This window comes from Actinomycetota bacterium (genome assembly GCA_028698215.1).
In the GTDB taxonomy this organism is placed as follows: domain Bacteria; phylum Actinomycetota; class Humimicrobiia; order Humimicrobiales; family Humimicrobiaceae; genus Halolacustris.
In genome coordinates this window covers 17,497-43,822 of sequence record JAQVDY010000006.1, presented here as the reverse complement: position 1 = coordinate 43,822, position 26,326 = coordinate 17,497, and the positions used below count along the sequence as shown (strand labels likewise).

Here is a 26,326-nt window from a genome sequence, read left to right as displayed (position 1 = left end):
CAGCCCGGGATTTAGCTACTAAGCTGGATTTAGCATAAACCTAGCTTCTTAGGTAGCCAATCCATACTCCTGCTGCCAGTACCAGCAGTATAGCTGCCGCAGCGGCGGCAAAACGGTATTGTTTATGGATTAAATAATAGGCCAGGGCGAATATGCTTCCTGCTACCGGAGTCAGGGTAACTACGGCCAGCCCCAGGTATAAAAGCAGGTCTGGGGAAAACCGGCGGGCGGTAAATAAATTAATTAAATTATTAGTATCCATGGACATATTTTCCGGGCTGATGCTGGAAGCAAAGCTGTAAATGTATCCGGCCAGCATGACCGCTATGCCGGCTAGCAGGCCTATGGTGAAAATCCTGTAAAGGGTTTTATTCATCTCAGTATAGGTTCACCCCCCAGGCTTTCAGCAGAAGGTTTATGCCGATCAAGGTAAATACCACCAGCATAATCCTTACTATTACTATGTTCTTTACCCGTGCGGCCACATGGGAGCCTAAAGTGCCCCCGGCCAGAACACCTATTACTAATGCAGCTGTTATAAAAGGGTTCACATAGCCTCCTGTTATATAAATAATGGAGGAAGCGGCTGCGGTTATGCCTATCATAAAATTACTGGTAGCGGTGGCTGCTTTTAGAGGAAGCCCCATGAGCAAGTTCAAGGCTGGCACTTTTATGGCTCCTCCCCCTATACCCAGCAGGCCCGAAGCCATGCCTGCGGCCAGGGATGCCCCCAATCCATAAGGCAGGTTTTTGGGGTCATAGCTTATTTGTTTCTGCAGGGCATGGTCATAGTAGGAGGAACCAAACAGGGAGTTACCGGAACCTCCGGTCACTTTTTGTTCTGTGCCTTTGCTGTTCTTCCTATAGATGATATAAGTCATTACCAGCACAAACCCACCTAAAATTCCCAAAAGTATATTGCTTTGCAGACGGGAGGCTACCAGCCCCCCTATTATGCCCCCTGCGGCTGTAAAAGGCACCAGGCTTAATCCCAGGTTGACATTGGTTAATTTCTGGCGGATATAGCGGCGGGAGCCGGCTACTGAAGTGGCCAACACGGCTACTATGCTGCTGCCCAGGGCAAAATGTATGGGTATGTCTAAAACCAGCACCATCAGGGGCACCATAATCACTCCGCCTCCAATGCCTATGACCGAACCTATGAAGCCGGCAAAAAAACCGGTAACTACTAAATAGATAAATAAAGTCATGGGTAGATTATAAGATAGCAGTTACTAAAAGCCTAGAAAATTTGTATAAAATACGGCAGTATAAGGTTAAGGCTTTGGCCAGTAATCCCCTTTATGGCAATTATACCAATCATTTAATATAATAATTAACCTATAACCATATTATTTTATTATTATGTTTTTAGATGAAGCTAAAATAAATATAAAAGCGGGTGATGGCGGAAACGGCATGGTCAGCTTTTTTAACCTGAAAGCCAAGAGAAGAAAAATTGCCAGCGGAGGCAGTGGCGGACGGGGCGGTGACCTTATAATCAGGGCTAATTCCAGCCAGAGTACCCTTTATAATTTTAAGAAAAAGGTACATTTTAAGGCCCAGAACGGGGGCAGCGGGCTGGCCAATAACCGTAACGGCAAAGATGGGGATAACCTGATAATAGAAGTGCCGGTGGGTACGGTAGTTAAGGAATCAGATGGAAAAGTAGTAGCAGACCTGAACCAGGAGGGAAAAGAGGTGCTCATGGCCCAGGGAGGCATAGGAGGCAGGGGCAATGCCAGTTTTACTTCCCAGGCCAGGAGATTTCCAGGGTTTGCCGAATACGGGGAAAAAGTCCAGGACCGGTGGATAAAGCTGGAGCTAAGGCTATTGGCAGATGTGGGGCTGGTTGGTTTTCCCAATGCCGGAAAATCTACTATTATCAGCAGGATTACTGCAGCCAAACCAAAGATAGCGGATTACCCCTTTACCACTTTGGTGCCTAACCTGGGAGTAGTGTCAGCCGGCGACAGCAGCTTTGTAATAGCTGATATCCCGGGACTGATAGAAGGAGCCCATAAGGGCACCGGCCTGGGGGATAAGTTTTTGCGCCATATCATGCGGACCTCGGTGATTGTATTTGTACTGGATTTGGCCCGGGTTATCTACCAGCAGTCAAGCCTGGAGCAGGATTTATTGACCTTAAAGGAAGAACTTGAGCTTTACAGTCCCATGCTGGCAAAAAAAGGGCATATAGTAGTGGTAAACAAGATAGACCTGGTAGCAGATTTTAGTACTGGCGATGATATTACAAAAGAGCTGAGAAAGCATACCCAACAGCCCATACTTTTTATATCGGCAGTAACCGGCCAGGGCCTGGATCAGCTGGTAAGGATCCTGGACAAAACGGTGCAGGAGCAAAGAAAAGCTCCGGTTATGGAGGAAGAAAAGAAACAGGAATACAAAGTATATAATATATACAATACCGGGGCGGCAAGTGATAGAATTGAGATAGAAAAGATAGGAACTGAATACCTGGTAAAAAACAGTGAGCTGGAGCGCATGGTCCAGATGACCGACCTGGAAAATGAAGAGGGTCTTAACTACTTAAGGCATAGGCTTCAAAAAAAGCATATAGGGGACAAGCTAAAACAGCTGGGGGTGGAAACAGGGGCAACAGTGATCATAGGTAAACTGGTATTTGAGCTAAAGGATTGAAATGGAAAGCAGGAAAAAATATTTGAAAAATTTAGGCAGGATAGTGGTAAAGATAGGCTCCAGCAGCCTTACTACTTTACAAGGCCGCATAGATATGGAAAACATGCGTAAATTCTGCTTGCAGATTACCGGGCTCAGGGAAAAAGGCATCCAGGTCATCGTGGTAACCAGCGGAGCTATCGCCGCCGGGCTGCAGCAGCTGAATATAGAAGGCAGGCCCCAAAAGATGGCCCAGCTCCAGGCGGCAGCGGCGGTGGGGCAGGTAGAGCTGATGAGGATATACCGTAACCTTATGGCCAAGGAAGGAATAAAAGTAGGGCAGATCCTGCTTACCCATGAAGATACTACCGGCAGGCAGCAGTACTTAAACATCAGGGGCACCATAAATACCTTGCTGGAAATGGGTATTGTACCGGTAATAAATGAAAATGACAGCGTGGCTGTAGATGAGATTAAGTTTGGCGATAATGATCAGCTGGCAGCCCTGGCCGCCAGCCTTACTGAAGCTGAACTGCTGATTCTGCTGTCTGATATAGAAGGCCTTTATGATAAAAACCCCAAGCAGGATAGGGAGGCTAAAGTAATAAGTACAGTACAGGAAATTACCGGGGATATTGAAAGGTTGGCCGGGGGGGCCGGCTCCATATACGGCCTGGGGGGAATGGCGTCCAAGATTAAAGCAGCCAGGATTTGCAGTTTTTCCAATATAGCCATGGTAATTGCCAACAGCAGGAGGCCCGGGGTTTTGGAGGATATAATCAGCGGAAAAGAGGTAGGGACCCTGTTTGTACCCCAGAAGCATAAAAGAGTAAAAAGCGTAAAACGGTGGATTGCTTTCGGCATGAGGACCAAGGGATCCATAGTTATAGATAAGGGAGCCAGGGAAGCTATAGTTAATCAGGGCAAAAGCCTGCTTCCGGTGGGAGTAGTGGAAGTAAGGGGCAAGTTTAATGAAGGGGATACCTTAAAGATTTTTGATACCGAGGGGCAGCTTATAGCCAAGGGCATCAGTAATTTTTCCCATCAGCAGGTAAGGGATGTCTTGGGTAAAAACCATGCGCAGATAGAGGCAGAGTATGGTTCAGAGCTATGCAGTGAAATCGTGCACAGGGATTGCCTGGTGGTGTTTAAAAGTTGATTGTTGACTGCCTTTATATTATATTAAATAAAAATTAATGGGGGCATTATGAGTGATGTGGTTATAGAAATTGCCAGGAAGGCCAAAGCTGCCGCTTCATCTATTGCTGCTGCCAGAACTGACCAGAAAAACGAGGTTTTAAAAGGCATAGCCCAGGCCCTAACAGGGAATGCCGGCCTGATAGTGGAAAAGAATAAGCTGGATATGTCTAAATCCAAAGAAATGGGCATATCTGACAGCATGCTGGACCGGTTAATGCTGGATGAGGCCAGGATAGCGAAGATAGCAGGCAGCATCAGCCAGGTCATCGATTACAATGACCCGGTAGGGGAAGTAATATTTGGCTACAATCTTCCCAATGGCCTGATGTTAAAAAATATAAGGGTACCTCTGGGAGTGGTAGGCATTATATATGAGGCCAGGCCCAATGTTACCGTTGACGCTTCGGTGTTATGCCTTAAAGCGGGAAACTGCGTCATACTAAGGGGCAGCTCTACTGCCATAAATTCCAATATGGTTTTGGTAGATATTATGAGAAAGGTGCTGTCCGAGCATGGTTTCAGCCAGGATATCATTCAGATTATACCCACGGTACAGAGGGAAGATGCAGTAAAGCTAATGCAGCTGAGAGAATATGTGGATGTACTTATCCCCCGGGGAGGTAAAGAGCTTATTGACAGCGTGGTGGCTAACTCCCGGGTTCCGGTTATTGAAACCGGGGTGGGAAATTGCCATCTATATATTGACCAGGCGCTGGAAGGGATAGAATATGAAGTTGTGGAAGGTATAGTGGTAAATTCCAAAACCCAGAGGCCCAGTGTCTGCAATGCGGCTGAAAAGCTGCTGGTCCATCAACAGGTGGCTGGTGATATGCTGCCCCGCTTGGCTTCCAAGCTACACAGTCTGGGGGTAAAATTAGTGGGATGCAATAAGGCTATGGAAATATATCCGGACCTGGAGCCGGCCCAGCAGCAGGACTGGTATACCGAATACCTGGATCTTAAAATGGCGGTAAAGGTGGTATCCAGCCTGCAGGAGGCCATAGACCATATCAACCATTATGGTTCCCATCATACCGATGCCATTATCACTGCCAGCTACAGCCATGCCAATTATTTTGTCCAGAGGGTGGACTCATCTACGGTTAATGTCAATGCTTCCACCCGGTTTACTGATGGGGGAGAATTCGGTATGGGAGCTGAAATCGGCATAAGTACCCAGAAACTGCATCACCGGGGTCCTATGGGATTAAAAGAAATAACTACCAACAAGTTTGTAGTATATGGAGAAGGACAAATACGAAAATAGTATTTACAAGGTTAAGGGCGGGCTTACCAGGATAGGCATTATGGGGGGTACTTTTAACCCTATCCATCACGGCCACCTGGTGACTGCCCAAGAAGCTTTGAGCCAGTTTAATTTGGACCAGGTTATATTTATTCCTGCCTCTGATCCGCCCCATAAGGTGACCAGCGAAATTGCCAGTGCGGAAGACCGGTATTTGATGACGGTTATTGCTACCGCTTCCAACAATGATTTTGTGGTATCCAGGGTCGAGATTGACCGCCAGGGCAAATCTTACACTATAGACACGGTAAGAAAATTAAGAGAGATATATGGGGAGAAGGTTTCCCTGTTCTTTATAACCGGGGCTGATGCTATTCTAGAAATACTTTCCTGGAAGGACACCGAGGAAATAATATCACTGGCCAAATTTATAGCGGCTACCAGGCCTGGCTATAATCTGGCCAAGATAGATGATTTAAAAGAGAAACTGTTTAACGATAAACAGGACGGGGATAAAAAGATTTTTGTGATGGAGGTTCCTGCTTTAGCTATTTCCTCTACTGATATCAGGAACCGAATCAAACAAAACAGGCCAATTGATTACCTGGTGCCGGAAGGGATAAGCCATTACATCTTAAAACATGGATTATATAAATAATAGCGTACTGACCATACAGCAAGACAGTTATCTAAATCAGTTGCTCCAAAGCATGAAAGAAGTAATGCCTCCCCCGCTTTATGCCCATACCCTGGGGACTTTAAGCTATTCTTTTAAATTAGCAGGCTTGTATCTATTAAAAAATGGAAAAAAATCGAATATTAATACTTTTTTTAAGCTTTGTATTTCCTGTATTCTGCATGATTATGGTAAAATATTTACATATGAAGAATTGGTTGATATAGCCAGGGCAAATAAATTAAACCTTACGGACTTTGAATTAGGGTGTAAACCAATCCTTCATAGTTTAGTGGGTGATTATTTAGCGGCAAGGGACTATAATATTGTTGATAGCCAAATTTTAAAGGCTATCCGGTGCCATACGGTAGGATGCACTGATATGTCCCTGATGGAAAAAATTTTATTTATTTCTGATAAAATAGAAGAGACCAGGAATTACCAGGGACTGGCCGGGTTAAGGCAGTTATCCTGCCGGGACCTTGACCGGTGCCTGATAGAGGTATATAAGAACAATATAATTTTTAATGTAAGCAGGGAGCATCAATTGCATCCTGATACAAGTATAATTTGGAATAATATATGCGGAGGTAAACCAAAATGACTTCCAATGATGATGACAACAAATATAGCCATAATAGTAGGAAAGATCGTGACCTGGAAGATTTTTTCAAGGATGATGATTTCGAGCTGAGCTCGGAATCCGATGAGGAAGAAGACCAAGATGTTGAAAACGGCGGATACCGTTCCCGAAGGGTAAAGGACCGCAGAAGAAGAAACCGGGCTATAGTGTCCACTATAGCTATCCTGCTTATACTGGTTGTGGTGGCCGCAGGTATTGTGTTTGCCTACCGGTTTATACGCAACCGGTTTTTTTCAGATGATGAGCCGGCAGCCCAGGAAAGCATTACTATTCCTGAGGATTTGCTGCTAAACCAGGATGTTAATATCATAATGGCCGGCGCCCGGGAAAACCTGTTGGAGCCTCAGATGAATTCCATTATATTCACCAGCTTCAATAGTGCCCAAAACCGGTTAACCTCTTTGTGCATGCCGGTAAAAACCTTAATGGAAATTCCTGGTTTTGGTCTGGAGAGTATGGACAAGTCAGTAGAGTATGGGGGTATGGACCTGCTGGGGCTGACTATGAAAAACGGCCTGGGAGTAGATACCGACCATTATATACTGATGGACATAATAAATGTGGTAAACAGCCTGGGAGGGATAACCGTTCCCCTGGACAGCTCAGTTACCTTAACCCTGGATGATGGAACCGAGGCAACCCTGGAAGCAGGCCCCAATAATATGGATGGAATTACTGCAGTTAATTATCTGGAGAAATTCAGCGGGGGCGAAGGGGAAATAAGTACTGAAGATACCAAGAAACAAAAATCGGTGTTTAATGCTTTGTTGATTAAGATAAATGGTGACAGTCCCGAGCAGCTGGGTGAAAACCTCTCTGCCGTAAACGGATATATTGATACTGATTTAAACTTGGAAGAGTTGTCCAAGACCCTGGCTACCTTTGCCAAAATTGAGAGCACCAATGACCTGGTATACGGCCTGGATATATCCTCGGTGGAACTGGAGGGGCAAACCTATTACGTGCCGGACATTTCCCGCATTAGTGATATCTTCTCAGACCAGGAGGTAGCTGAAGTGCAGGAAACCCAAAGCTACCAGACGGTTACGGTAGATATACTAAATGGGGCAGGAACCCCGGGTATAGCCGGACAGGCGGGGGATTTAATAAAAGGATTAAGCTATGAAAACGGAACCAAGAAGTTCGAGGTAATGGAAGTAGGCAATGCTGATAATTTCGATTATGCCTCTACCGAGATAGTGGTTTCTTCCACCGAAAGCCAGGTAATGGCAGCGGCAGAAGAGCTGTTGAGTTTCTTGAAGGCAGGAAGCATAGTTACCAATGAAGGTTTCAGCCAGGCCCAGATAGCAGTAATATTGGGCCAGGACTTTGACCCCAACTCCATAGGCAGCGCAGCCGGCCAGGAGACCGCTCAGGAGGAAACTTCTGCGGGGCTGATTAAGATAAATATATTAAACGGGGAAGGCACTGCCGGTTTGGCTACTACTGCAGAGGGTATCTTAAATGACAGTATTAATGCCGATACTGCAGTAATGGAAGTTGTGGAAACCAAGAATGCGGACAACTGGGATTATGACCAGACAAAAATTGTGGTGTTTACCACTAATGAAGGGGTGTCAGAACTAGCCCAGAGTATCCAGCAGCAGCTGGGGGTGGGAATAATAGAATCGTCGGACAATAATGTGGATAATGTAGACATTAGCGTGATTTTAGGGAGTGATTACACCAATCAGTAATAAGGAAACCGTAACCAATAAAATTATAGAATCAGTAAAATTAGCCGCTAGGATTGCCGATGAAAAACAGGCTGATTACATAAAGATACTGGATATGCGTAATCGGCTGGTTATTACTGATTATTTCTTAATCATCAGTGCCAAGAACGTAAGGCTTACTGCCAGGATATTTGAAGACATAAGCAAGGCTTTAAAGGATAAAAACATAAGGCCGGTAGCTGTTAACGGGGTACAGGAAGGCAGCTGGATCCTTGCCGATTATGATGACTTCGTAATTCACATCTTTACCAATGATGTAGCCCAGTATTATGAGCTGGAACGGTTGTGGAAAGATTCTGAAGTTATAGATTGGAATAGTTAAAAAGCGTTAGAGAGGACCTGTCATTGGACAAATCAACCAACCACCAAGACTACAATGCGCAAAAAGTAGAGAAAAAGTGGATAGAAAAATGGAACCAAGACCATATATATTCTTTAAAAACCAGCAAAGATGATCCTAAATACTATATGCTGGAAATGTTTCCTTATCCTTCAGGAGAGCCCCATATGGGCCATGCCCGTAATTATACCATAGGTGATGTGGTAGCCAGGGTACTGAACAGGAAAGGCCATAATGTGCTGCATCCTATTGGGTTTGATGCTTTTGGCCTGCCTGCAGAAAATGCGGCTATCAAAAGCGGCATTCATCCCAAGAAAAGCACCATGGCCAATATAGAGAAGATGAGGGTAGCTTTAAAAAGGATGGGTATGACCTATGATTTTGAAGACGAAATCATTACCTCCGAACCTGATTATTACAAATGGACCCAGTGGCTGTTTTTGCTTCTGTATAAGATGGGCCTGGCTGAAAAAAAGGAAGCGGGGGTTAACTGGTGCAATTCCTGCCAGACGGTACTGGCCAATGAGCAGGTCATTGCAGGCCAGTGTGAGCGCTGTGACAGCCCGGTAATAAAGAAGACACTGTCCCAGTGGTTTTTTAAGATAACCAAGTACGCCCAGAGGCTTATTGATGATATGGAAGTCATAAGACCCGGCTGGCCGGAAAGGGTATTGACCATCCAGAAAAACTGGATCGGCAGGAGCGAGGGGGCGGTGGTCAATTTTAAGCTGGAAGGCGAAGAGGATATCAGCATACCGGTGTTTACCACCAGGCCTGATACTTTATACGGAGCTACCTTTTTTATCCTGGCAGCTGAACATAAGCTGTTGGGCAGCATAGTTACCGAAGAAGGTTACCGGGCAGAGGTGGAAAAAATTAAGCAGCTTATAAGCAAGCAGAGTGATGTAGAGAGGGGTTCGGCAGAAACTGAAAAGATCGGCTGTTTTACCGGCAGATATGTAATAAACCCCTTGAGCGGGGAAAGGATACCGGTGTGGATAGCCAATTATGTGCTGATAGAATATGGCACCGGCGCTATTATGGCCGTACCTGCCCATGACCAGAGGGATTTTGATTTTGCCCGGAAATACCAGATACCTATACGGGAAGTAATATCGGCTACCGGCAAACCTTCCGGGGTAGGGGATGCTGCCTATGAAGGTAGGGGTATTATGGTAAATTCCGGTCCCTTTACCGGCATGGATTCAGAACAGGGCAAACAGGAAATTACCAAGCATTTGGCGGAAAAAGATATAGGCAGGTTTGAAATAAATTACAAGCTTAAAGACTGGTTAATCAGCAGGCAACGGTACTGGGGAGCGCCTATACCCATAGTTTACTGCGACCACTGCGGCATAGTACCGGTTCCCGAAGACCAGCTGCCGGTGGAGCTTCCCTATGATGTGGATTTTAAGCCTACCGGCCTTTCACCACTGGCCTACTGCGACCAGTTTGTTAATACCATCTGCCCGGTATGCGGACAGGAGGCCAAGCGGGAAACCGATACCATGGATACTTTTGTATGCTCATCCTGGTATTTTTTAAGGTACTGCAGTCCTCATGATGGACAGCAGGCCTTTACCCCGGAGAAAGCCGATTACTGGATGCCGGTAGACCAGTATATCGGAGGTATCGAGCATGCCACCATGCACCTTATATATTCCAGGTTCTTTACCAAGGTTCTCTATGATGCCGGCCTGATAAAGTTTAAGGAGCCTTTTACCAGGTATTTTCCCCATGGGGTGGTAAACCTGGGAGGCAAGAGGATGTCTAAATCCAGGGGCAATTTGGTAAGGCCTTCCGAGATATATAGCCGGTACGGGTCTGATACTTTGAGGCTGTACATACTGTTTATGGGCCCGGCTGATTCAGCAGTAGACTGGAGCGATAGCGGGGTGGAGGGTGCCAACCGTTTCCTGCTCAGGGTATGGAGGCTGGTAAGCAGCAAGGCTTCATGGATGAGCGGGGTAAAAGATGGGGCCAAGGTAAAAGAAGACCAGCTTAAAGGGATAGAGAAACAATCCTATAAGAAGCTGCACCAGACCATAAAAAAGGTAAGCGATGACATTTTGGAAAGGTTTAATTTCAATACTGCTATCAGTGCCTTGATGGAATATGTAAACCTGCTTTACAAATATGATGAAGAAATAAAGGATAGCAGCAAGAATAAGGAATTGGCTGCTGAACTTATAGTAAACCTTCTAATCCTTTTATCCCCCATGGCTCCCTTTATGACCGAAGAGTTGTGGCATATGCTGGGCCGGAAGGATAGTATCCACCGGGCTCCCTGGCCGGTATACGACCAGCAGGCAGCCAGGGAGGATACGGTTACCATTGTGTTCCAGGTTAACGGCAAGGTAAGGGATAAAGCGGAGCTGGAAGCGGGGCTCAGCCAGGATGAACTTCAAGCCCAAGCCCTGTCTTCAGAAAATGTAAAGCGTTTCATTGACGGCAAACAAATTGTAAAGACCATCGTTATACCGGATAAGCTGGTTAACCTGGTGATTAAATAAAGGTTTTCCTGGACTAAAGCAGCTTTAGTATAGCCTTACAGAAAGCAGGCAGGTCTGCCGGTTTCCGGGAAGTAACCATTTTACCGTCTACTACCACTTCCTGGTCCAAATATCGCCCTCCCGCATTTCTTAGGTCAGTAGCTATGGCTATATACCCGGTTACTTTTTTGCCTTTCAGTATGTCTGCTTCTACCAGCATCCATCCCCCGTGGCAGATAGCGGCAACTACCTTGTCCTGTCGGCAGGCATCTTTTACCAGTTTTACCAGGCCTGGGTTTATCCTCATCTTATCGGGAGCATTGCCGCCCGGTATTATCACTGCTGCCGCCTGGTTTAAGTCAGCCTCTTCCGGGGCCAGGTCTGCAGTATGGGGATAACCAAATTTCCCATAATAGGCCTTTCCCTTTTCCGGGCCCACCGTAACCACTTCAAAACCGGCCTCCATAAAACGGTAATAGGGATAAATAACTTCTTCATCCCTAAAGTAATCTTCTATCAGCATTAATATTTTACGCATTACAAGTACCTCCTAGCTGTTATTATGATGATATTCTTTTCAGGTATCAACATATTAATATTTTTAATATTAGGCAATTATGCTAATATGTAAATGCATAAAATGGAAAAGTTCTACAGGTTAAAACTATTTTTAGACAGGTTGCGCTATTGCCGGGAGAAGCATTTCTACCTCATGGTGGCTGCTTTTCTGGTAGTTTTGCTGGCCGTGTTTTCAGGTTTATACCTAAAGATGAAAGCAGACCTAAAGACCAAGGATAATATCCTGGAAAGTTACTGTGACCCCCAGGATGCAAGCACCGCTATGGTTACCGTTTATATCTGCGGCCAGGTAGCAAGGGCCGGGGTATATGAGGTGGAAGCTGGGGCCAGGGTATCAGATGTGCTGGCTATGGCAGGGGGACCGGGAAAAGATGCAGGTTTAGAGGCCATAAATTTAGCCAGAAAAGTGATTGATGAGGAAAAAATATTTATTCCGGCGGCTGGGCAGAGCCAGGGCAGCAGCCTTATCAGTATTAATTCGGCCTCCAGCCAATTGCTGCAGACCCTTCCGGGGATAGGCCCTGCCACTGCCCAAAAAATTGTGGATTACCGCCAGCAGCAGGGCCCTTTTAATACTGTGGAAGACCTGAAAAAAGTAGCGGGTATAGGGGATAAGAAATTTCAGGACATAAAAGATTTAATATCCATATAGGAGGCTATCCGGCTTACTGGGCAGCAGGAATTACTATGGGGCTGCTGCTGGCCGGACGGTGGGATCTAAAAACCTATGTGTTGTTGCCGCTGCTGCTGATGCTGATACCGGGATTGGCAGTTTCGGCCTGGTTAAGGCAGAAGAAGAGGTCAGCAATCTTCAAGGCGGCTGGCCTGGTTGTATTCATGCTGCTGGGATGGCTAAGTTACGGTGTGAATGCTGATGCTGATGTATTTAAGGCAGAGTTAAGCGGTAATTTTAAGGCGGAAGGCAGAATTGCCAGCCATCCCCAGCTAAAAGGGGCGCGCCAGCAGTTTAGCCTGAAAACCGGACAGCTGTTTATAGAGGGTAAAAAGGTTGCTGCAGGTTACATAGAGGTAGCTGCTGATAAAACCATGCTGGCCAGGGACGATTATGTACAGCTGGAGGGGGTAATTGACGGGGATAGGTGGGTGGCAAAAAGGATAAATTTGCGCCCTGCTCCCGCCAGCATTTATACCCTAAGAAAAAAGGCATACCATTGCCTGTCCAATACTTATTACCGGTACCTTTCCTACCGGCATGCTGCTTTAGCGGAAGCAATTATGCTGGGAAACCGGGCTAACCTCGGTTCCCGGCTGCTGCGGGATTTTGAGCAGGCGGGAATCTATCACATACTGGCTATTTCCGGTATGCATATTTCAGTTATGGCTTATGGTTTTACCTATTTTTGTTCCAAAAGCAGGTGGCAATGGGTACCGGTGGTATTAATGCTGGCTGCCTTTAACTTCATAGTGGGGCCTAAAGCCAGTTTAATGAGGGCCACCTTTATGCTGGCTTGTTCAGTTTTAGCCCGGTCCTGGAAAAGAGCCTACAGCAAAACTGCAATCTACTTTAGCGCCTACGCTTTTTTGCTGCTTTTAAAGCCTTCATTTTTTAAGGATATAGGGTTCTGGTTATCTTTTTTATGCATAGGTTCCATAATATTTATGGTACCTATGGCCGAAAAACTGCTGCCTTGGTCCAGGTTTTTTTTATTTAAAATCTTGAATGTTTCTGTTTGCATACTGGCGGTTACCTTGCCCTTGAATGCCTATTTCTTTGGCATGGCCTCTTTAGGCAGTCTGCTGTCCAATATAGGGGTGCTGCCGGTGTTCTACCTGCTTATGGCTGTTTTACTCTTGGCTTCGGCATCAATATTGATCTGGCCCCCGGCCGGAGCCAAATTTCTGGCAGCAGCGGTACCCCTGTTGGGCTATATGGAAAAAATGGCCTCCCGGGTGGCAGGGATTGGTTTTCTGTGGTTTGAAATTGATTCCCTGCCCCTGGCGGCAGTGGTAATCTATTATGTGCTTTTATCCTGTTTATTGTTATTATTATACCTGTATTTGACAGAGAGGGAAAAACATGGCCAAAAAAGCTAAGCCCGCTATCCTTTATATCAGCAGGAGCAGCTCCATACTGGAAGAAAGGGTGGCAGCGGTTAAAAAGGGGATAAAAGGCAAGGTAAACCTGGATACCGACTACAAGGTTTATGAAAATTATGAAACAACGGACCTGGCTGATATGGTTACATTTTTATCCACCCCCTCCTTTTTCTCAGATAATAAGGTACTGGTCTTAAAAAACCTCCAGGACTGTCCCTCCTCCCTGCTCAAAGGCCTGGCAGCGGAGCTGGACAAATTAGATTCCGGAGGGAATTTCTTGGTTATGACCTCTACCACAGAAAAGCTTAACCCCCAATTCTTAAAAGCAGCCAGAAGCCATGGTACCATAAAAAAAATTAAGGAACCTACTGCAGAAAACGCTAAAAGCTGGCTTAAGGAAAAAGCAGAGCTGGACGGCATAAAGTTTAGCGGCAGGGCCCTGGAAAGCTTTTTGGAAAGCGTGGAATACAGGCTGGATGCGTTAAAAAGAGAATACGAAAAGCTGTACTGTTATGCCAGCGGCCAGCAGGACAGTACAGTTGACCAGGCGGCAGTTAGCCGGCTGGTGACCAGGGTGTATAACATGCAGATTTTTGACCTGGTAGATTTTATAGGCAAAAGGGATAAGGCAGGAGCACTGCAGGCCATGGATGCCATGGTTCAGCTAAACCAGGATATGGTTAAGGTTTCCCTGGCTTCGGTTACCCTGCTTCACCGCTTGTTTAAGTCTATGGCTTATTTTGCCCATAACCTGGACCAGGAAGGACAGGACTATATAAGGGAAAATATCAGGTCCAGTACCTATATGCAAAACAGGGTGATTGCCAAATACAAAAAATTCGCTTCTGGTTACCGTCCGGGGCAGCTGGCCAGGATTTTAGGCATCATAAACAAATATGACCGGGTTTTCCGCGATACGCAGAAAGCTGCCGATCATATGTTTAAAATGATAATAGAAATTATGGAAGCCTAAGACTTAAGCAAAGCCATTTTTTTAGCTGCCTGGGACTTTTTATTAGCTACAAAGTTGTCGTGTACAGCGCTATTTTTTGCAGCTTTATCCAAAGCTTTATACAGCAGGCTCAAGTTTTTCTTGGCTGCTTCCACATCTTTTTCCTCTACTGCCTGCAAAAAGATTTTCTGAATATTTCTTATCTTGGTCTTAAGGGCCCTGTTTTTAGTCCTGCTTTTTATATTCTGTCTATCTCTTTTTTCCTGTGATTTAATATTAGGCATAACCTATCTTATCCTTTCAATTCCAGTTACGGACCACAATTTTAGCACTTTTTACTAAAATTGAAAAATATTATAATTAAAAGAACTTAAATGATATAATTCTTTTTTCATTATATCAAGAGGTATTTATATGCAGCAGGACAGTTTCTTGTCCCGTAAAAGGATATTTAATGCTACGGTTATAGTAATACTGGCCATTTTGCTGTCCAAGGTAAGCGGACTGGTAAGGGACCAGATTCTGGCTGGATATTTTGGCATAAGTTATGACACCGATGCTTTTACCTGGGCCCATTTTATACCCAACCTGTTTAAGGTCTTGTTCGCAGAGTCTTTAATTATTGCTGCATTTATACCCATATACTCTTCTTATCTGGCTTCTTCCAAAAGGAAGGAGCTGCAGGGCTTTGTAAGTTCAGTGACTAATATTATGATTGTCGCCTTTATAGTAATATCGGTATTTATATTTATATTTTCCCCCCAGATCGGGGTACTGCTTTCTAATATTGCAGACAACCAGATGGATATAGGCAAGTTTGTGGTGATGAGCAGGATAATGATTTTTTCTTTGCTATCGCTGGGCCTTTCCGGGCTGGTAACCGGCATACTGAATTCACATAACCTGTTTACGGTGCCTTCCCTGGCCCCAATGGTGATGAATGTAGCCACTATTGTAGCTGTAATCCTTTTAGCCAGGCATACCGGCATCATCTCCATGGCCATAGGAGTGATGGTTGGCTCGGTTCTACATCTTCTGGTGCAGCTGCCCCAGCTTAAGGTTTCGGGCCTGAAATACAGTTTTCGTATTGATTTTAAACATGAGGCAGTAAAAGAAATATTTTCCCTGATGCTGCCCATATTGCTGAGCCTGGGAGCGGTACAGCTTAATAACAGCGTCGATAATTTCTTTGCCCTGGGTTTGGGGGCCGGAAATACTACCGCCCTTACCTTGTCCTGGAGGGTAGCCAATCTGCCTCTGGGGGTGTTTTCAGTAGCAGTTATAACTGTGCTCTATCCTCTTTTTTCCAGGCAGGCAGCAGCAGATGACAGGAAGGGATTAAAAGAGAGTTTTTCCCTGGGGGTAAGGGAGATAGGTTATATTATGCTTCCGGCCACGGTAGGCCTGGTCATGTTAAGCTCCCCCATAATCAAGGTATTGTTTGAACATTACAATTTTTCAGCCCAGGATACCCGGACAGTGGCCTATATTCTGGTATTTCACAGCCTGGGCCTGGTATGGTTTGGGCTTTTGATGATACTGAACCGGGTTTTTTATGCTTTCAAGAATGTCAAAACCCCTTTAAAGGTGGCGGCGGTGTCTATTGTGGTTAATTTCGGTTTGGACTGGCTGCTTATAAGGTTTATGGATGTAGGAGGCTTGGCCTTGTCTACTTCCCTGGTAGCGGCATTTAACACCGTAGCGCTGCTGGTAATACTGCGCAAAAAGGTAGGTAACCTGGGAGGTAAAAGGATTGCCGTCTCCTATGGTAAAATGATGTTGGCTTCCGCGGTTATGGCTTTATGCGTATACGGCATATGGAAACTGCTGGAAAGCTATGCCTACCAAGGGCTGGTGCCCCTTATCATCAGCCTGGGGTTGACTATAGCGGCAGCCGCGGTAATATATATAGCTTTAACTTACTGGTTTAAAATGGATGAAATTAAATTTGCCATAAATTTGTTTAAAAAATTCAAGGACAGGGGTTTTAAGAGGTAGATGACTGAGAACAGGCTTATAAGGAATTTTTCCATAATCGCCCATATCGATCACGGCAAGTCCACTTTGGCGGACCGGATATTGGAAGTTACTGATACGGTAAGTGCCCGGGATATGCTGGATCAATACCTGGATGATATGGACCTGGAAAGGGAAAGGGGTATTACCATTAAGTCCCATGCGGTAAGGGTTCTGTACCACAGCCGCGTAGACGGCAATACCTATACCCTTAACCTGATTGATACCCCGGGGCATGTGGATTTCAGCTATGAGGTTTCCCGGAGCCTGGCTGCCTGCGAAGGGGCCATACTTCTAGTGGATGCCACCCAGGGCATACAGGCCCAGACCCTGGCCAATATATACCTGGCTTTGGATAATGAGCTGGAAATAATTCCGGTGGTAAACAAGATCGATTTAAAAAGTGCCCGGGTAGAAGAGGTGGAAGAAGAGCTATCCAAGATTTTAGGGGTAAGCCGTGAAGACATCATCAGGGTAAGCGCTAAAACCGGCGAGGGAGTTCACAAGATACTGGAAGCCATAGTAGAAAGGGTTCCAGCTCCCGGAGGGAGCATGGATGAGCCGCTGCAGGCCCTCATCTTTGATTCCAAATATAATATATACCGGGGGGTTGTAGCCTTAATCAGGGTGGTAAACGGAAGCATTGCCAAGGGGATAAAGGTAAGGTTTATGGGAGAAAAAATTACCACCGAGGTAGAAGAAGTGGGCCTGTTGGCCCCCAAGATGATAGCCAAGGCATCCCTGGGTCCCGGAGAGGTAGGCTATGTCATTACCGGTATTAAGGAAGTGGAACATATAACGGTGGGCGATACCATAACTGACAGCCAGAAGCCGGCAGCCAGGAGCCTGCCTGGATACAAGAAACCCAAGCCCATGGTATACTGCGGCCTTTTTCCCATAGAAGGGGGAGACTATGAAGATTTAAGGGATGCCTTAAACAAGCTGGCCTTAAATGATTCCTCCCTGGATTTTATGCCTGAATCCTCACAGGCCCTGGGGTTCGGGTTCCGCTGCGGTTTTTTGGGGCTTCTCCATATGGAAATAATCAAGGAACGGCTGGAAAGGGAATACGGCCTGCGCTTGATTACCACTTCCCCCAATGTTGCCTATATGGTGGTGCTTACTGATGGCCAGGAAGTAGAGGTTACCAGGCCTTCGGATTTCCCTGCCCTGGATAAGATTGAAAACATCAAGGAGCCTTATGTAAATGCTACGGTTATAACCCCCAAGGACTATATCGGGGAAGTAATGAAGCTTTGTAACGGCAAGCGGGGGGAGTTTGTGGATATGCAGTATCTTTCCATGGAAAGGGTAGAGATTAAATACAGGATGCCTTTATCAGAGATTATTGTAGATTTCTTTAATCTGCTAAAATCAGTCACTAGCGGTTTTGCCTCTCTGGATTACGAGCTTTTGGATTACCGGGCTTCAGACCTGGTCAAGATGGACATGCTTATTGCTGGTGATATGATTGATGAGCTTTCTACTATCATACACCGGGATAAAGCTTATTATTTAGGCCGGGAGCTGGCCCAAAAATTAAGAAAAATAATACCCCGGCAGAATTTTGAAGTGGCTATACAGGCGGCCATCGGCAAGAGGATCATAGCCAAGGAGAGAATAGCGCCTTACCGGAAGGATGTCACCTCCGGCCTTTACGGGGGAGATATTACCAGGAAGAGAAAGGTTTTGGAAAAGCAGAAGGAAGGCAAAAAGAGGCTTAAAAAAATTGGCCGGGTAGAAATTCCAGATGATGCCTTTATGAGTTTTTACCAGATTGATTCCGGAAGCAAGGGCTAATTGTTTTTTGCTGGTTGTATTTTTCCTTAAAAAAAATTATATTACTTTTGAGGCTGTAGCCCATAAATAATAATGGTCAAAGGAGCAAAAATGAAGAAAATCATAGCTATTTCGGCAGCCATGCTACTAGCTGCCTTCTTGTTTACAGGTTGTAGTTGTGCCGCTGAAAAAATAACGGAGAAAATAATTGAGAGTGCAGCTGCTTCTGAAGGCCAGGATATAGATGTGGATTTAAGCAGCGGGGAGGTAAATATTACCGGAGAAGACGGTGAGCAATTCAGTATCAGCTCTGATGATGAAGGAGCTACCATTACTACTGAAGATGGCGAAACCACTATTAGTTCCGGGGAAAATTTAAGTATCCCTGATGATTTTCCCAGCCAGATCCCCGTTCCTTCCGATTTAAATATTATTACCAGCGCTTCCGGCCAGGAAGGCGGCCAGCAGCAGTTTAGCATATTAGGCCAGTACCAGGGCGGATCCGGCACTGAACTGTTTGAATGGTATAAACAGGAGATGTCCGGCTGGAATATTACCAGCCAGCAGACCTATGAAGATGAAGAAGGCACCACTTCCACGATTATTGCCGATAACGATAACTATAATGTTAATGTGTTTATCATGGATTCCGATGGAGAGGTCCATCTAAGCCTGCAGGCCACAGAGAAATAGCTCATATTAAGATAATTTTACAATTAAAAGGGAAGGAGATTTCTATCTCTTTCCCTTTTTTTATGGAATGGCCTTTGTCCGGCAGTTAAATATTTTTTAATTGGTTTGTAACAGGTTATTTATTTATATATAATTTAAGCCACATCGTAATTTAACTTTTGCTACTTAAGAAAGGAGCCGGTTTGAAGAGCGATATAGAAATAGCTCAGGCTGCGGACATGAAGCATATTTACCAAATTGCCGATTCGGTAGGGCTGGATGAAAAATATTTGGAGCTTTATGGAAATTACAAGGCTAAGGTAAACCTGTCTGCCTTGGAAAGCTTAAAAGACCGGCCTGATGGAAAGTACATAGACATAACCGCTATTACCCCCACTCCCCTGGGAGAGGGCAAGACAGTAACTACCATAGGGCTTAGCATGGCCTTAAACCAAATAGGGAAAAAGACCATTACCTGTATCAGGCAGCCTTCACTGGGTCCGGTATTTGGGATCAAGGGGGGAGCAGCAGGGGGCGGATATTCACAGGTGCTGCCCATGGAAGATTTTAACCTGCACCTTACCGGGGATATCCATGCGGTGGGAATTGCCCATAACCTGCTGGCTGCTTTTCTGGATACCCACCTGATGAAGGGCAATGACCTTAATATTGATCCTTTCAGCATAACCTTAAACCGGGTAGTGGATGTAAGTGACAGGGCCCTGCGCAATATAGTGGTGGGGCTGGGGGGACCTTTAAACGGCATACCCCGGGAAACCGGTTATGATATCACTGTTGCCAGTGAAGTAATGGCTATCTTGGCTTTAACCACCAGCCTTAAGGATTTGAGGGAAAAATTGGGCAAGATGACTATAGGCTCCACCTATGACGGCCGTCCGGTTACTGCAGAAGACCTAAAATGCGCGGGAGCTATGGCTGTACTGTTAAAAGATGCCATAAAACCCAACCTGGTGCAGACCATTGAGCATACCCCCTGCTTTGTACATACCGGTCCTTTTGCCAATATAGCCCATGGAAACAGTTCTATTTTGGCTGATCAGCTGGCTATAAAGCTGGGAGACTATGTGGTTACCGAAAGCGGGTTTGGAGCGGACATCGGGGCAGAGAAATTCTTTAATATAAAGTGCAGGTATTCTGGGCTTAAGCCTGATGCGGCAGTAATTGTGGCCACGGTAAGGGCGCTTAAGATGCATGGGGGCGGCTTTGAATTTATACCCGGCCAGGGGGTAGACCGGCAGCTTATGGAAACCCCTAATGTGGAGGCGGTTGCCAAGGGCTGCCAGAATTTGGAAAAGATGATAGAAAACGTCAAACTGCATGGGGTGCCGGTGGTAGTGGCCATTAACCATTTTGATACCGATACTTCCCAGGAGATAGAAACCATCAGGGAAAAAGCAGCAGCAGCCGGAGCCGAGGATGCGGTAGTCAGCCGGGTGTGGCTGGAAGGCGGAGCCGGGGGCACAGGGCTGGCGGAAGCAGTAGTAAAAGCGGCGGAAAAGAAATCAGAGTTTGGTTACCTGTATCCCCTGGACTGGCCGATTGAGCAAAAGATTGAGACCATAGCTACCAGGATTTACGGGGCGGATGGGGTAGATTTCTTGCCGGAAGCCCGGAAAAAGTTGGAGACCTATACCAGGCAGGGTTTTGCCCATCTTCCCATATGTATGGCCAAAACCCACCTTTCTTTAAGCCATGACCCAAATTTAAAGGGAAGGCCTACCGGGTTCAGGGTGCCTATCAGGGATATAAGGGTTTCGGCAGGGGCAGGATTTTTGTATCCCCTGCTGGGAGAGATGAGGACCATGCCCGGGCTCCCCAAAGTTCCGGCAGGAACCAGGGTGGATCTGGACCAGGACGGTAATATTGTAGGCTTGTTTTAAAAAACTTTATAAACTTCGCAACACTGAGGGGTGATCAATATAGCTAAGCTAATAAATGGGGCAAATATATCTGCCCAGATAAAACAGGAAGTAGAAATTGAAGTTAGCCGGATAAAACAGGAAAAGGGGATAGTTCCGGGACTGGCAGTGATACTGGTGGGGGATAACCCCGCCTCCAAGGTATATGTGGCTAATAAGGAGAAAGGCTGCCGCCAGGTGGGCATAAAATCAGAGACCATAAATATGCCCAGTACGGTTAATACCCCTGATATTTTAGCCCAGATAAACAAACTTAACCGCAGGGATGATATACACGGCATACTGGTGCAGCTGCCTTTGCCGCAACAGGTGGATACCAGCCAGGTACTGATAGCCATAGATCCCGGAAAAGATGTGGATGGATTCCACCCTTTCAATATGGGCAAGCTGGTAGCACAGCAGGATTGCCTCCTGCCGGCTACTCCTGCCGGCATAATAGAGCTGCTAAAAAGGGAGGATATAATTATCAAGGGAAAGAATGCCACCATGGTGGGCCATAGCGAAAATGTGGGAAAACCCACTGCTTTACTGCTGTTAAATGAATGGGCTACAGTAACTGTATGCCATATAGAGACCAAGGACCTGGCGGCTCATACCAGGGATGCGGATATATTGATAGTAGCGGCAGGGGTCCCCTACCTGATCAAGGAGGAAATGGTAAAGCCGGGAGCAGCAGTTATAGATGTAGGCATAAACAGGATAGAAGCAGCCCAGGCCGGCCCTGAGCTTTTGGAATGGAGAAGAGAGGATTTCGAAAAGAAAGGCACCACCCTTATAGGGGATGTGGATTTTATAAGGGTAGAGCCCAAAGCAGGTTTCATAACTCCGGTGCCGGGCGGAGTGGGGCCCATGACTATAGCCATGCTGCTAAAAAACACTTTGAAGGCGGCTAAGTTGGCGGTTGGTCAAAATTAGCGGTTGTGCTATTATCTTATCTGGAGATGATGTCAATTGTATTATGCTAAAGTTATAGGCAATGTGGTGGCTACCATTAAGCACCAGGGACTGGAAGGAAAAAAAATACAGGTTATCCAGCCCATTGACCTGGAGACGGGAGAGGAACAGGGAACATTCCTGGTAGCCCTGGATGCCACTTCTGCAGGCATAGGGGATATCGTAGGCTATGAGGACGGATCTGAAGCTACCTGGGCTTTTGACCAGGAGGATGTGCCTACTGACGCTACCATAGTAGCTTTGATAGACAAGGTTAATATTAACAGGGAGTGACGGATAATTATGGTTTTAGGCCAAGTGATAGGTAATGTAGTATGCACCCAGAAAGACAGCAGCCTGGAAGGCAAAAAACTAATGGTGGTAAAGGCAGTAGACCTGGAAGGCAAACTGCTGGACCCCTTCGTGGTAGCAGTGGATCTGGTAGGGGTAGGCATCGGAGAAAGGGTGCTGGTGGTTAACGGTAGTTCGGCGCGCATGACTGAACGGACCAGGGAAAAAAGCATTGATTCGGTCATAGTAGCCAAGGTGGACAGTATCAAGATAGGGCAATAAAGGCTATTGCATGCTGCTTATAAACTTGTTTACCCTGTTTTGCTGATTGGTTCCAGCCAGAATCTTGTCTGCCACTGTCTGGAAAATGCTTTTTGCCAGTTCGGTTTTAGTCACTGCCGGGGAATAGATATAAGTTTTTGCAGCCCTATCCTGGTTTAGAAGTTTCTTTTCAGCTAAAGTATTCATGGTAGACATAACCGTGGTGTAAGGTATAAAACTATCTTTCTTTTTCTCTATTTCCTTTCTTAGCATCAGTTCATGAACTTCCCTTACCGTGGCCTTTTTTCGTTCCCATATGATTTTCATGATATTGGCTTCCAGGTTGCTGATGCTGTTTAGGCCACTTATGCCTATTTCCTGTGACTTTTTTCTAGTCTCTTTATCCTTCATTTGCGGCCTCCTTCTACTGCTGCGGCAAAAATTTTATATACAATCTAATGATTGTATTTTAATTTTATACTATTGCCCAGTTAAAATAAATCAACTGAAAATTTGATATAAATACCGCATATATGCGCTTTGTACGGGGGTGGAAAGAGATATTGCCCTGCTAAATGGAAATTGACAAACCACAGAAATAAACATAAACTAATAACAAATAACATAACTGGATTTGGATATGCTTTCAGCAGAAAGAAAGTTGGAAATCGCCAAGATTATAAACAAGGACGGCCGCATCAAGACCTCCGAACTTTCAGACATGTTCAATGTTTCGGAAATGACGGTATTAAGGGACCTGGCGGTTTTGGAAAAAGAAGGGGTATTAAAAAGGGTATACGGGGGAGCCCTGGCCCTAAATGATTCCTCCCATGAGATTCCCAGCAAATTCCGGGACAGGATACATACTGCTGAAAAAGATATTATAGCGGCCAAGGCTACTGCTTTGGTTAGCAAGGGAGACAGCCTTTTTTTAGATGGCTCTACTACTTGCCTGGCCCTGGCCCGCAGGCTTAAAGGTATTCCCGATATAACTGTGATTACCAACGGGCTGGAAATCATAAATGAGCTTAAGGGTAATCCTGAAATCAAGGTGGTTTCTACCGGGGGCGAGCTCAACATGCTGACCAATAGTTTTTACGGGGTTCTGGCAGCAGGCTTGCTGAAAGACATAAATTTAGACTTTTGCTTTATATCTGCCGCCGGCATATCTTTGGATGCAGGGGTAACTGAACCCAACCCCTACAATATTTTTATAAAGCGTTCTATAATTAAAAATTCGGCAAGGGCCGTATTGCTTATGGACAGCTCTAAATTTGGCAAGGTCACGTTAAATAGGGTTTGCCTAATGGCTGACATTAATACTATAATTACAGACAAGAAACCACAGGCTGGTTATATTGATCTTTTTAAACAACACCAAATAGAGGTAATATTTTAAGATGAGGCTGGGTAAGGTAATAGGCAATGTAGTGTCCACAAGTAAGCACGAAAGGCTGCAGGGAATAAAGCTTTTGGTGCTGGAGCCATTGGATCCTGACGGCAGGACCCGGGGCAGGAAGATAATTGTGGCTGATTACCTTAATGCTGCTTCAGGAAGCCTGGTCTACTGGATTGAAAACGGGGTTACTATCTGCAAGGTTATGGGTATCAGGAGTATACCCATAAGGGGCTGCATAGTAGGGCTGGTAGACAGTATTGACCTTGAGGGTGGCAAAGTGATTAACGGATGAATAGTTATGAGATTGGTAAAAGTAATAGGAAAAGTTACGTCCACTATAAAGGACCCTACCCTGGAAGGTTTTAAGATACTTCTGGTACAGTGCCTGGAAACAGATTTGAGCCGCAGGCCGGAATATTTTGTGGCGGTAGACACCGTAGGCCTGGGTGAGGGGGAAATTGGATTAATTGTGACGGGCAGTACGGCAAAAAGAACTGAAATTACCCGTAAAAAAAATGTCGATGCTGCCATAGTGGCAAAAGTTGACAAAATAGATTTGGAGTAATATGGCAAGTAAAGAAATTGATAGTATCAAGGATGCCGGCGTAGTTGGTGCCGGAGGCGCAGGTTTTCCCACTCATGTAAAACTGGATGCCAAAATTGAAAACCTTATAGTAAACGCGGCTGAATGCGAGCCGTTAATCGATGTGGACAAACAGTTGCTGGAAAAGGAATTTGCTACAGTGCTGGAAGGGTTAAAAATTGCTGCTAACCTTACTGGCGCTAAAAGGGTAATCATTGCCCTGAAAGCCAAATACAAAAAAGCTATTGCTGCCATCGAAAGCTACCAGAAAAAGGGCTTTGATTTTGAGCTTTGCAAGATGGGGAATTTCTACCCGGCAGGTGATGAGCAGACTATGGTGTATGAAGCTACGGGCAGGATTGTCCCGGAAGGGGGCATTCCCCTGATGGTGGGTTGTGTAGTTATAAATGTGGAAACCCTGCTTAATGTGGCCCAGGCGGTCAAGGGAATCAAGGTTACCCAGAAATATGTTACCTTAAACGGGGAAGTTGCCAATCCAACCACCATAAAGGTGCCGGTAGGCACCCCGGTCAAACTATTATTGGATTATGTGGGAGGCATAACTGCGGATGAATACGCCGTCTATGACGGAGGTCCCATGATGGGCAAGCTGATTGACCAGGACAGTTATGCAGTAAAGAAAACCACCAAGTCCATAATGGTGCTGCCTGCAGACAATATAGTGACTGTACAGAAAAATAGGTCAGCCTCAGGCCAGATCAAAAGGGGCCAGGCAGCCTGCCTTAGCTGCAGGATGTGCACTGACCTATGCCCCCGCTACCTGTTAGGGCATGATCTTTTCCCTGATGAGATGATGAAGAGGCTGTACAAGGGAGAGCTAAATGAACAGGATATAGAAAATTTCGATTATGCCTATTTATGCTGCGACTGCGGCTTGTGTGAACTGTATGCCTGCATAGTGGACCTTTCTCCCCGGGCTATTTTCAACCATCTTAAAGTGGAGCTGGCCAAGAGGGGGATCAAGAATCCTCACCAGAGGAAGGATTTAGAAGCCAATGAATTTAAGGCTTACCGCAAGATTCCGGTAAGCAGGCTTAGGCAAAGGCTGGAAATAGACCATTATCCTGAAACTGAGCTGGTAGATTTTACCGGGAAGGTGGAACAAGTCAAGCTTTATTTCAGCCAGCACGTAGGAGCGCCTTCATCTCCAGTGGTGAAAGTGGGCGATTTGGTACCGGAAGGCGGCCTGGTAGCAGATATACCCCAAGGTAAACTGGGAGCCAGGATCCACAGCTCCATCAGCGGAAAAGTGCTAAACATAACTTCTGATTATGTGGAGATAGGTAAAGGATAATGAAAGACAATATCGGAAATATAGCAGTAATGGAGTTTAAAAGCATAGCCAGGGGCGTAGAGGTTACCGACAGCCTGATAAAGGCTTCCCAGGTTAACCTGCTGGTAGCCACTTCCCTTTGTCCGGGGAAATACCTTACCCTGGTAGAGGGAGAGATGGATGCCCTGGATACTTCTGTGGAGGTAGCGGTAAATATGGGGGGCAAGCATCTGTACAGCACCGAGATTATAGGGGGTATAGATGCCAAGGTCATAGGGGCCATAAGCGGTAAGATCAGCCCGGCGGTGCTGGGAGCGATAGGGATAGTGGAATCAATGCAGATGGCTTATCTTATCAATGCTGCAGATATTACAGTGGACACGGCGGAAGTGGAGTTTATGGATTTCAGGCTGGCCCGGGGATGCGGGGTTAACAGCTTTTTTGTAATAACCGGCCAGCTGGCTGCAGTGCAGGAAGCAGTAAGGGTGGCCTCAGAGTACCTGGCAGAAAAGGGAGCTTTAATCGGCCAGAAGGTCATAGCTAATCCAGATCCCCAGGTATTAAGGTGGCTTACGTCAGCCATGTGTAGATGTTAA

At 45.8% G+C, this 26,326-nt stretch carries 28 protein-coding genes; 23 read left to right on the top strand and 5 right to left on the bottom strand.

Features of this window, described 5'->3' with window-relative positions; genetic code table 11:
• Positions 1–40: 40 nt before the first annotated feature.
• Positions 41–376, bottom strand: a complete 336-nt coding sequence (locus tag PHN32_03240; GenBank protein MDD3776605.1) for a DUF1634 domain-containing protein — start codon at positions 374–376, stop codon at positions 41–43.
• 1 nt (position 377) lies between these two features.
• Entirely contained in the window at positions 378–1,211 is an 834-nt protein-coding gene (locus PHN32_03235; GenBank protein ID MDD3776604.1) for a sulfite exporter TauE/SafE family protein, read from the bottom strand.
• 154 nt (positions 1,212–1,365) lie between these two features.
• Between PHN32_03235 and obgE the strand changes: the two genes are divergently transcribed.
• Genes obgE through leuS form a run of 8 tightly spaced genes read left to right on the top strand, consistent with a single transcriptional unit; the run spans position 1,366 to position 10,994 of the window.
• The gene (obgE, locus tag PHN32_03230; protein ID MDD3776603.1) at positions 1,366–2,661 is read left to right on the top strand and encodes a GTPase ObgE; all 1,296 of its coding nucleotides are present in this window, start codon (positions 1,366–1,368) and stop codon (positions 2,659–2,661) included.
• A gap of 1 nt (position 2,662) precedes the next feature.
• Positions 2,663–3,799 carry a glutamate 5-kinase gene (gene proB / locus PHN32_03225; GenBank protein MDD3776602.1) on the top strand — a complete coding sequence of 379 codons (1,137 nt, stop codon included), beginning with the start codon at positions 2,663–2,665 and terminating at the stop codon, positions 3,797–3,799.
• Between the two features lie 48 nt (positions 3,800–3,847).
• Positions 3,848–5,107 (top strand): glutamate-5-semialdehyde dehydrogenase, encoded by a 1,260-nt coding sequence (locus tag PHN32_03220; protein MDD3776601.1) that lies wholly within the window; start codon positions 3,848–3,850, stop codon positions 5,105–5,107.
• Positions 5,082–5,744: a nicotinate-nucleotide adenylyltransferase gene (gene nadD, locus PHN32_03215; protein ID MDD3776600.1), complete on the top strand. Its 663-nt coding sequence runs from the start codon at positions 5,082–5,084 to the stop codon at positions 5,742–5,744. Before PHN32_03220 ends, nadD begins: the two co-directional genes overlap by 26 nt.
• Positions 5,728–6,366 carry a bis(5'-nucleosyl)-tetraphosphatase (symmetrical) YqeK gene (gene yqeK, locus PHN32_03210; protein MDD3776599.1) on the top strand — a complete coding sequence of 213 codons (639 nt, stop codon included), beginning with the start codon at positions 5,728–5,730 and terminating at the stop codon, positions 6,364–6,366. Before nadD ends, yqeK begins: the two co-directional genes overlap by 17 nt.
• The gene (locus tag PHN32_03205) at positions 6,363–8,102 is read left to right on the top strand and encodes an LCP family protein (GenBank protein ID MDD3776598.1); all 1,740 of its coding nucleotides are present in this window, start codon (positions 6,363–6,365) and stop codon (positions 8,100–8,102) included. Before yqeK ends, PHN32_03205 begins: the two co-directional genes overlap by 4 nt.
• Positions 8,083–8,463, top strand: coding sequence for a ribosome silencing factor (gene rsfS / locus PHN32_03200; protein MDD3776597.1), 381 nt, complete (start codon positions 8,083–8,085; stop codon positions 8,461–8,463). Before PHN32_03205 ends, rsfS begins: the two co-directional genes overlap by 20 nt.
• Before the next feature lie 23 nt (positions 8,464–8,486).
• A complete protein-coding gene (leuS, locus tag PHN32_03195) occupies positions 8,487–10,994 on the top strand; it encodes a leucine--tRNA ligase (GenBank protein MDD3776596.1) in 2,508 nt (835 codons plus the stop codon).
• Positions 10,995–11,007: 13 nt separating this feature from the next.
• On the opposite strand, the gene PHN32_03190 is transcribed toward leuS, so the two are convergent.
• Positions 11,008–11,511, bottom strand: a complete 504-nt coding sequence (locus PHN32_03190; GenBank protein ID MDD3776595.1) for a type 1 glutamine amidotransferase — start codon at positions 11,509–11,511, stop codon at positions 11,008–11,010.
• A gap of 93 nt (positions 11,512–11,604) precedes the next feature.
• Between PHN32_03190 and PHN32_03185 the strand changes: the two genes are divergently transcribed.
• From PHN32_03185 to PHN32_03175, 3 genes are read left to right on the top strand one after another with little or no spacing between them, the layout of a single operon-like run.
• Positions 11,605–12,204: a ComEA family DNA-binding protein gene (locus PHN32_03185; GenBank protein ID MDD3776594.1), complete on the top strand. Its 600-nt coding sequence runs from the start codon at positions 11,605–11,607 to the stop codon at positions 12,202–12,204.
• 35 nt (positions 12,205–12,239) lie between these two features.
• A complete protein-coding gene (locus tag PHN32_03180) occupies positions 12,240–13,607 on the top strand; it encodes a ComEC/Rec2 family competence protein (GenBank protein ID MDD3776593.1) in 1,368 nt (455 codons plus the stop codon).
• Entirely contained in the window at positions 13,591–14,583 is a 993-nt protein-coding gene (locus tag PHN32_03175) for a hypothetical protein (GenBank protein ID MDD3776592.1), read from the top strand. Before PHN32_03180 ends, PHN32_03175 begins: the two co-directional genes overlap by 17 nt.
• Here PHN32_03175 and rpsT read toward each other — a convergent pair.
• Positions 14,580–14,846, bottom strand: coding sequence for a 30S ribosomal protein S20 (rpsT, locus tag PHN32_03170; protein MDD3776591.1), 267 nt, complete (start codon positions 14,844–14,846; stop codon positions 14,580–14,582). The two genes, PHN32_03175 and rpsT, sit on opposite strands and share 4 nt — an antisense overlap.
• A gap of 130 nt (positions 14,847–14,976) precedes the next feature.
• On the opposite strand from rpsT, the gene murJ reads away from it, so the two are divergent.
• From murJ to PHN32_03135, 7 genes are all read left to right on the top strand, one after another.
• Positions 14,977–16,560, top strand: a complete 1,584-nt coding sequence (gene murJ / locus PHN32_03165; GenBank protein ID MDD3776590.1) for a murein biosynthesis integral membrane protein MurJ — start codon at positions 14,977–14,979, stop codon at positions 16,558–16,560.
• Positions 16,561–18,378, top strand: a complete 1,818-nt coding sequence (lepA, locus tag PHN32_03160; protein ID MDD3776589.1) for a translation elongation factor 4 — start codon at positions 16,561–16,563, stop codon at positions 18,376–18,378. It abuts the gene before it with no gap.
• A 90-nt stretch (positions 18,379–18,468) separates the two neighbouring features.
• The gene (locus PHN32_03155) at positions 18,469–19,050 is read left to right on the top strand and encodes a hypothetical protein (protein ID MDD3776588.1); all 582 of its coding nucleotides are present in this window, start codon (positions 18,469–18,471) and stop codon (positions 19,048–19,050) included.
• Positions 19,051–19,232: 182 nt separating this feature from the next.
• The gene (locus tag PHN32_03150; protein ID MDD3776587.1) at positions 19,233–20,930 is read left to right on the top strand and encodes a formate--tetrahydrofolate ligase; all 1,698 of its coding nucleotides are present in this window, start codon (positions 19,233–19,235) and stop codon (positions 20,928–20,930) included.
• A 30-nt stretch (positions 20,931–20,960) separates the two neighbouring features.
• Positions 20,961–21,884, top strand: a complete 924-nt coding sequence (folD, locus tag PHN32_03145) for a bifunctional methylenetetrahydrofolate dehydrogenase/methenyltetrahydrofolate cyclohydrolase FolD (protein ID MDD3776586.1) — start codon at positions 20,961–20,963, stop codon at positions 21,882–21,884.
• Between the two features lie 36 nt (positions 21,885–21,920).
• Positions 21,921–22,196: a EutN/CcmL family microcompartment protein gene (locus PHN32_03140; protein MDD3776585.1), complete on the top strand. Its 276-nt coding sequence runs from the start codon at positions 21,921–21,923 to the stop codon at positions 22,194–22,196.
• A gap of 9 nt (positions 22,197–22,205) precedes the next feature.
• On the top strand, positions 22,206–22,475 hold the full coding sequence (locus tag PHN32_03135; protein MDD3776584.1) for a EutN/CcmL family microcompartment protein: 270 nt from the start codon (positions 22,206–22,208) through the stop codon (positions 22,473–22,475).
• A 3-nt stretch (positions 22,476–22,478) separates the two neighbouring features.
• Here the strand turns inward: PHN32_03135 and PHN32_03130 are convergent, their stop codons facing one another.
• Positions 22,479–22,865, bottom strand: a complete 387-nt coding sequence (locus PHN32_03130; GenBank protein ID MDD3776583.1) for a BlaI/MecI/CopY family transcriptional regulator — start codon at positions 22,863–22,865, stop codon at positions 22,479–22,481.
• A gap of 229 nt (positions 22,866–23,094) precedes the next feature.
• Between PHN32_03130 and PHN32_03125 the strand changes: the two genes are divergently transcribed.
• From PHN32_03125 to PHN32_03105, 5 genes are read left to right on the top strand one after another with little or no spacing between them, the layout of a single operon-like run.
• Positions 23,095–23,853, top strand: coding sequence for a DeoR/GlpR family DNA-binding transcription regulator (locus tag PHN32_03125; GenBank protein ID MDD3776582.1), 759 nt, complete (start codon positions 23,095–23,097; stop codon positions 23,851–23,853).
• Position 23,854: 1 nt separating this feature from the next.
• Positions 23,855–24,145, top strand: coding sequence for a EutN/CcmL family microcompartment protein (locus tag PHN32_03120; GenBank protein ID MDD3776581.1), 291 nt, complete (start codon positions 23,855–23,857; stop codon positions 24,143–24,145).
• A gap of 6 nt (positions 24,146–24,151) precedes the next feature.
• Positions 24,152–24,418, top strand: a complete 267-nt coding sequence (locus PHN32_03115; GenBank protein ID MDD3776580.1) for a EutN/CcmL family microcompartment protein — start codon at positions 24,152–24,154, stop codon at positions 24,416–24,418.
• A 1-nt stretch (position 24,419) separates the two neighbouring features.
• Entirely contained in the window at positions 24,420–25,751 is a 1,332-nt protein-coding gene (locus tag PHN32_03110) for an SLBB domain-containing protein (GenBank protein ID MDD3776579.1), read from the top strand.
• Complete coding sequence (locus PHN32_03105) at positions 25,751–26,326, top strand: BMC domain-containing protein (protein MDD3776578.1); 576 nt, start codon at positions 25,751–25,753, stop codon at positions 26,324–26,326. The genes PHN32_03110 and PHN32_03105 overlap by 1 nt, the downstream gene beginning before the upstream one ends.

Excerpts from the sequence above, each read along its gene's own strand:
- PHN32_03205 (MDD3776598.1), top strand. The coding sequence starts at position 6,363 with ATGACTTCCAATGATGATGACAACAAATATAGCCATAATAGTAGGAAA.
- PHN32_03125 (MDD3776582.1), top strand. The coding sequence starts at position 23,095 with ATGCTTTCAGCAGAAAGAAAGTTGGAAATCGCCAAGATTATAAACAAG.
- PHN32_03120 (MDD3776581.1), top strand. The coding sequence starts at position 23,855 with ATGAGGCTGGGTAAGGTAATAGGCAATGTAGTGTCCACAAGTAAGCAC.
- rpsT (MDD3776591.1), bottom strand. The coding sequence starts at position 14,846 with ATGCCTAATATTAAATCACAGGAAAAAAGAGATAGACAGAATATAAAA.
- PHN32_03130 (MDD3776583.1), bottom strand. The coding sequence starts at position 22,865 with ATGAAGGATAAAGAGACTAGAAAAAAGTCACAGGAAATAGGCATAAGT.
- murJ (MDD3776590.1), top strand. The coding sequence starts at position 14,977 with ATGCAGCAGGACAGTTTCTTGTCCCGTAAAAGGATATTTAATGCTACG.
- PHN32_03135 (MDD3776584.1), top strand. The coding sequence starts at position 22,206 with ATGGTTTTAGGCCAAGTGATAGGTAATGTAGTATGCACCCAGAAAGAC.
- lepA (MDD3776589.1), top strand. The coding sequence starts at position 16,561 with ATGACTGAGAACAGGCTTATAAGGAATTTTTCCATAATCGCCCATATC.
- PHN32_03175 (MDD3776592.1), top strand. The coding sequence starts at position 13,591 with ATGGCCAAAAAAGCTAAGCCCGCTATCCTTTATATCAGCAGGAGCAGC.
- yqeK (MDD3776599.1), top strand. The coding sequence starts at position 5,728 with ATGGATTATATAAATAATAGCGTACTGACCATACAGCAAGACAGTTAT.
- PHN32_03115 (MDD3776580.1), top strand. The coding sequence starts at position 24,152 with ATGAGATTGGTAAAAGTAATAGGAAAAGTTACGTCCACTATAAAGGAC.
- PHN32_03190 (MDD3776595.1), bottom strand. The coding sequence starts at position 11,511 with ATGCGTAAAATATTAATGCTGATAGAAGATTACTTTAGGGATGAAGAA.
- PHN32_03155 (MDD3776588.1), top strand. The coding sequence starts at position 18,469 with ATGAAGAAAATCATAGCTATTTCGGCAGCCATGCTACTAGCTGCCTTC.
- PHN32_03220 (MDD3776601.1), top strand. The coding sequence starts at position 3,848 with ATGAGTGATGTGGTTATAGAAATTGCCAGGAAGGCCAAAGCTGCCGCT.
- obgE (MDD3776603.1), top strand. The coding sequence starts at position 1,366 with ATGTTTTTAGATGAAGCTAAAATAAATATAAAAGCGGGTGATGGCGGA.
- nadD (MDD3776600.1), top strand. The coding sequence starts at position 5,082 with ATGGAGAAGGACAAATACGAAAATAGTATTTACAAGGTTAAGGGCGGG.
- proB (MDD3776602.1), top strand. The coding sequence starts at position 2,663 with ATGGAAAGCAGGAAAAAATATTTGAAAAATTTAGGCAGGATAGTGGTA.
- PHN32_03105 (MDD3776578.1), top strand. The coding sequence starts at position 25,751 with ATGAAAGACAATATCGGAAATATAGCAGTAATGGAGTTTAAAAGCATA.
- PHN32_03240 (MDD3776605.1), bottom strand. The coding sequence starts at position 376 with ATGAATAAAACCCTTTACAGGATTTTCACCATAGGCCTGCTAGCCGGC.
- PHN32_03235 (MDD3776604.1), bottom strand. The coding sequence starts at position 1,211 with ATGACTTTATTTATCTATTTAGTAGTTACCGGTTTTTTTGCCGGCTTC.
- PHN32_03180 (MDD3776593.1), top strand. The coding sequence starts at position 12,240 with ATGGGGCTGCTGCTGGCCGGACGGTGGGATCTAAAAACCTATGTGTTG.
- PHN32_03110 (MDD3776579.1), top strand. The coding sequence starts at position 24,420 with ATGGCAAGTAAAGAAATTGATAGTATCAAGGATGCCGGCGTAGTTGGT.
- PHN32_03185 (MDD3776594.1), top strand. The coding sequence starts at position 11,605 with ATGCATAAAATGGAAAAGTTCTACAGGTTAAAACTATTTTTAGACAGG.